Source organism: Legionella stuttgartensis, assembly GCF_977063405.2.
In genome coordinates, this window is record NZ_CDRUHA020000020.1 from 1 (window position 1) to 4,395 (window position 4,395).

The following is a 4,395-nucleotide window of genomic DNA, read 5'->3' on the forward strand; positions in this document are numbered from 1 at the left end:
AGTTCTAATGAAAAAGTGGTCCAAGAGAGTTCCATTGGTTTTATCCCTGTTGCGTTACAAAATAAGACAATAATGGATTTCTAAAGAGGATAATCAAAACAATCACCAAACAATAAATGGCTAACGATTCGATCATGGCCAAACCAATAAATAATGTTCTGGTGATGGATTTTTCGGCTTCAGGTTGCCTTGCCAACGCATCCAGGGCGTGACTAATCGCGCGCCCCATAGCTATAGCCGGCCCTATGGTTCCTATGGCAATGGCGATTGCGGCAATAACGGTTGATGCCAAACTAAACCAACTCATGTCATTCATAACGATTCTCCTTGGCTTTTAAGCTCATGGGCTTGAATGCCCCCAGCAATGTAAATTAAAGCCAGCATGCCAAAAATATACGCTTGGATAATGGCTTCAATAATATGTAAAATGAGTATTGGAATAGGGGCTAAAAATCCGGCAATCATGAGGACAATCAGGGCGGTTAATTGCAAGCTCATGATATTACCAAACAAGCGGACAGCCAATGCTAAGGTTCGAGAGATTTCGCTGATTAAATGAAAAGGCAACAAAAAAGGAGTTGGCTTAATATAATGTTTCAAATACTCTCGCCACCCCTCGGCACGAATTCCAAACCAGTGTACCGATAAAAAAGTCATTATCGCAAGGGATGCCGTCACCGATAAATCAGCCGTTGGTGAATAAAATCCCGGAATAACACCAATTAAATTGGAAACCAGGATAAAAATCCACAAGGTGGCTACAAATGGAAAGATGAGCTCAACGTGGTAAGGCACTACTTCGTTCATCGCATCCTGCATGGTACTCAAAATGCCCTCCCAAATGACTTGGTAAGTGCTTGGTTGTAATAACGCATGTTGTCGCGTGGAACCCCATGCCAAAAGGAATAAGATCATCATAATGAACCACGTGGTCAAGACGCTTTGTGTGATGGGTAGCACACCGATTGAAAAGGTAAAATGCGCTAAGAATCCTTCTTCTCCCACAGTTAATCCTTAATTAAAAGATACACGTTAATGGCGCCAATAATCACACCAAGGATGATTAAATTGATGGTCCAACTGATGGAGTACCCTTTTATTTGTTCATCAAGCCAAACCCCAAGATAGGCTCCTGCAATGATGGGTAATACAAAAACAAAGCCTAAAGTACCCAGGTAAACCGTTTGAGCTAATAAAGTCGATTTTTCTTTTTTGGCTTCATTGATTTTGCGGACTTTCCGTTTCACTTGTTGTTCCAGTTCCTTGTTTGAATTTTTAAATTCCATGGGTGTTCTGCCGTTTTAATTCCCATAAACGCTTTAACATTTCTTCATCCAAACGATGTAAGCTTTCTTTAGTGCGCACTAGGTTGTCTTCTTCCCAATGTAATTCTGCCTCTATGGCCATTTGAATGGCTTGGTACTCTTTATGGCGTACATAATGTCTTGTTGCGATATGCAATTGATTTTCAATGAAATAAACCACGGCACCTGGCAATGCTAAGTATTCCGTCTCTTGATTTTCATCACGAAACCAGGCCAAACCAAATTTTAAGCAGGTCATCATCCGACCATGATGAGCTAAAATCCCAAATTGTCCCGAGTGGTCTTCGCCAACAAAACTCACCACTTTATCCATTATTTCATATTGTGTGGCACTCTTAAGATGGATGGTAAAAAGCTCCATGTCAGTCGTTATCTCCCTTTATTCATGGCACCTATCATGTAACACTCTTCTTCTGCAAACCCATCGTAATCGCCACTTAGGAATGATTCGCAATCGGTTAATGTGTGTTCTAATGAAACCGATTTCCCTTCCATTCCTGTTTGACGCTTTGTGACATGAAAGGGTTGGCTAAGGTAGCGTTGCAGTTTGCGTGCTCTTAACACGATAGCACGGTCTTTAGGAGAAAGCTCATCAATTCCCATCATAGAGATCATGTCTTCTAACTCATGATAACGTTCCAGGTGTTCTCGTACGGCTTGTGCTATGGAATAATGTCGTTCCCCAAGTATGATTTTATCCATAAATTGACTCTTGGAAGCTAAGGGATCCACGGCAGGATAAATGCCTTTGCCTGCTTGTGAGCGAGAGAGTACGATAATGGAATCCAAATGAGTAATAATCCCAGTCACCGCCGGATCGCTCATATCATCGGCTGGAACATAAACCGCTTGTACCGAAGTCACTGCTCCTTTAGCAGTTGACGCTATGCGCTCTTCAAGTTCCGCTATTTCAGTCATTAAGGTGGGTTGATAACCGACACTTGCCGGCATTCGGCCAAGTAATCCCGAAATTTCACTGCCGGCTTGCACAAAACGATAAATATTATCCACAAGAAAAAGAACCTCATGCTCCAACGTATCACGCAAATATTCGGCATAAGTTAATGCCGATAGTCCTGTGCGAAAACGCACCCCTGGCGATTCATCCATTTGACCAAACACCATGAGGGTTTTATCCATGACGCCTGCGGATTTCATCTCATGCCACAATTCATGTCCTTCCCGAATGCGCTCCCCTACACCAGCAAAGACGGAGGTTCCTTGATGTAATTGAATAATGGCATGCATCAACTCCATCAGGAGGACGGTTTTTCCAACTCCAGCACCACCAAACAATCCTGTTTTAGAGCCCCTGACGAAGGGACAAAGTAAATCAATGACCTTAATTCCTGTCTCAAGAATGGTTTCTTGAGTACTCGTCATTTGAAGTGGTTCGGATTTGGCTAGAACATCACGATATTCATTGGTTTCTAATGGCGGGGCACCGTCTAACGGCTCACCAAAAATATTTAAAAGGCGGCCCAGGCACTCTTTTGAAACGGGAATTTGTAATGAAGTGCCTTGATCATAGACTATTAAACCCCTTTGCAATCCTGAGGCACGGTGGAGCGTGATGGCTCTCACATGATGCTCATCAAGGTGTTGACACACTTCTAAAATGTATTCATCATTGTCCGTGTGGGTTTTAAGGGATTGATGTAAAGGAGGTAAAACATCACAATTTATCCTGACTACAGGACCATTGATTTCGATTATCCTGCCAATTGGCGTTCCATGACTTTGAGCAACAGCCGTGTTGTTATCCATTATCTTCCAGTCTTATTCTTAACGATAGGGCTCTTAAGAAAGGTCAATAAAAGCCCCGGTAATTTGACTCAACTATCCTATGGAATCCTCTTGCAGAATTTATTGGTTTTTCATCATGGGGCATCCCATCATTTTATTGTCCATCATCATCTGCATCATGTGCATCATCATTTGCATCATTTTCATGCGCTGTTCCATCGTTTCGGGTTGTTTTGCTGTGTCATCGGGCATACTTTTCATCATCTTCATGCCTTTTTGCATCGTATGCATGCCTTCCTCCATCATGGGCATTTGTGTCTGCATCAAGGATGCCTTTTCTTCTGTTGTTTTAGCATTCATCAGCTTATCATGCATCTGTTGCATTTGTTTTAGTGCTTCTTGCATTTGTTTCATTTCTTCTTGGAGTTGGGTTGACTGCTGATTCGTGTTTTGCATTCCCATGTTATTCATTTGAGAACCAGAAGACATTTCTTCTGCAAAGAGTGGCGTGGCAACCAAACTGCAAGCAGCCAATAAAATGAATACATTCCGTTTTAACATAATGAAATCTCCTTATTATTTTTTCAATGAATTATTTGGACTGAACATCTTACTATAGCACTACATGAACTGGGTATGAAAAGCAAAAACATACCTGTTCCTATTAATGCCAACCTATTCCTCCCGTGTTGTGCCCTTCATAAGTATGAGAAACATTGTGTGAATTATTGGTCGTTGTTGATGGGGCGCAAGAGACCAAGAAAAGCATCGCGCTTAATAAGGTCATTACCCCAATAACTGCTTTAAAAAGTTTCTGCTTTGGCATATCAATGCTCCTTGCAATGAAATAAAGTGATAGCTGAATCAAGATAAAAACAACCCACCTTATTTTATAAATTCTTTTTTATAATATAGCACTGTTTGTTAAATAAGGACTTAGTGCATCATTAGAATTGATTAATCTATTTCAAGCGAGAATGGATTGGATAACAAGGCGCAAATTGAAACAATTATAAGCTAAAAATGTGTTCATATTATATTAATAGTCATAATGGTAGATATGGGCTTGGAAATTATACCGTTATTTATGATTAATCTTTCAATTTCAGGCATGATGGTTTGGCTGAGTTTTTAGTGATTTTCTTCTTCAAACTCACATATGTTGCAGGTGGGATTAACTCATTGGGTGTGACATTCAATCCTTTAAGAATTTTTAGAAGATTTAAAATGGTTATATTGGCTTCGCCACGTTCCACAGTCCCGTAGTAACCCCGATTCATTTCGATGAAATTGGCAAAACCCTCTTGAGAAAAACCTTTCTCTT

General features: G+C 40.8%; 8 protein-coding genes. All 8 read right to left on the bottom strand.

Annotated elements, in window-relative coordinates; genetic code table 11:
- Nucleotides 1–40 precede the first annotated feature (40 nt).
- Nucleotides 41–316, bottom strand: a complete 276-nt coding sequence (locus tag ACWTEW_RS05560; protein ID WP_454783613.1) for a F0F1 ATP synthase subunit C — start codon at nt 314–316, stop codon at nt 41–43.
- A complete protein-coding gene (locus tag ACWTEW_RS05565) occupies nt 313–1,005 on the bottom strand; it encodes a F0F1 ATP synthase subunit A (RefSeq protein ID WP_454783614.1) in 693 nt (230 codons plus the stop codon). The genes ACWTEW_RS05560 and ACWTEW_RS05565 overlap by 4 nt, the downstream gene beginning before the upstream one ends.
- Before the next feature lie 2 nt (nt 1,006–1,007).
- Entirely contained in the window at nt 1,008–1,286 is a 279-nt protein-coding gene (locus tag ACWTEW_RS05570; RefSeq protein WP_454783615.1) for an AtpZ/AtpI family protein, read from the bottom strand.
- Nucleotides 1,276–1,686 carry a F0F1 ATP synthase subunit delta/epsilon gene (locus ACWTEW_RS05575; RefSeq protein WP_454783616.1) on the bottom strand — a complete coding sequence of 137 codons (411 nt, stop codon included), beginning with the start codon at nt 1,684–1,686 and terminating at the stop codon, nt 1,276–1,278. The genes ACWTEW_RS05570 and ACWTEW_RS05575 overlap by 11 nt, the downstream gene beginning before the upstream one ends.
- Nucleotides 1,687–1,694: 8 nt before the next feature.
- Nucleotides 1,695–3,092, bottom strand: a complete 1,398-nt coding sequence (gene atpD, locus ACWTEW_RS05580) for a F0F1 ATP synthase subunit beta (RefSeq protein ID WP_454783617.1) — start codon at nt 3,090–3,092, stop codon at nt 1,695–1,697.
- 99 nt (nt 3,093–3,191) lie between these two features.
- On the bottom strand, nt 3,192–3,632 hold the full coding sequence (locus ACWTEW_RS05585; protein ID WP_454783618.1) for a type IV secretion protein Dot: 441 nt from the start codon (nt 3,630–3,632) through the stop codon (nt 3,192–3,194).
- Between the two features lie 103 nt (nt 3,633–3,735).
- Nucleotides 3,736–3,897 carry a hypothetical protein gene (locus tag ACWTEW_RS05590; protein ID WP_454783619.1) on the bottom strand — a complete coding sequence of 54 codons (162 nt, stop codon included), beginning with the start codon at nt 3,895–3,897 and terminating at the stop codon, nt 3,736–3,738.
- A gap of 265 nt (nt 3,898–4,162) precedes the next feature.
- Nucleotides 4,163–4,395, bottom strand: a 233-nt coding sequence (locus tag ACWTEW_RS05595; protein ID WP_454783620.1) for a helix-turn-helix domain-containing protein, incomplete at its 5' end; no start/stop codon positions are given.